Consider the following 452-nt stretch of genomic DNA (forward strand, 5'->3'; position numbering starts at 1 on the left):
TCCTTCATCGGTTCCTGGTGCCAAGGCATCCACCGTGCGCCCTTAAAAACTTGGCCACAGATGCTCGCGTCCACTGTGCAGTTCTCAAGCAACGACCAGCCACCCATCACCCCACCCTTACGGATGAGTTCACTGGGGCCGGCGTCGAAGGCAGCCTTATCGGCCGTACCTTCAGACACCCAACAGCGCGCCCAGTACCCGGAATTCATTCGGTTCGCTTTCCACGCTCCGAAGAGCAGTACTCGCGTCCCGGCTGAACCACCAGGTACTGAATAGTCAACGTTCCACCCATGAGCTGACCACCGTCGAACATTTGTCGACGTAGTGGCTCTGGATTCCTTGCGGAATCTAGATGCTCCTTAGAAAGGAGGTGATCCAGCCGCACCTTCCGGTACGGCTACCTTGTTACGACTTCGTCCCAATCGCCAGTCCCACCTTCGACAGCTCCCTCC

The 452-nt window shown here is 57.7% G+C and carries 1 rRNA gene; it reads right to left on the reverse strand.

The features are described 5' to 3' along the window. Nucleotides 1–363: 363 nt before the first annotated feature. Nucleotides 364–452: ribosomal RNA gene (locus CR470_RS38445) — 16S ribosomal RNA — on the reverse strand; the annotation flags it as partial.

It is taken from the genome of Streptomyces sp. rh34 (assembly GCF_002551245.1).
Taxonomy (GTDB): domain Bacteria; phylum Actinomycetota; class Actinomycetes; order Streptomycetales; family Streptomycetaceae; genus Streptomyces.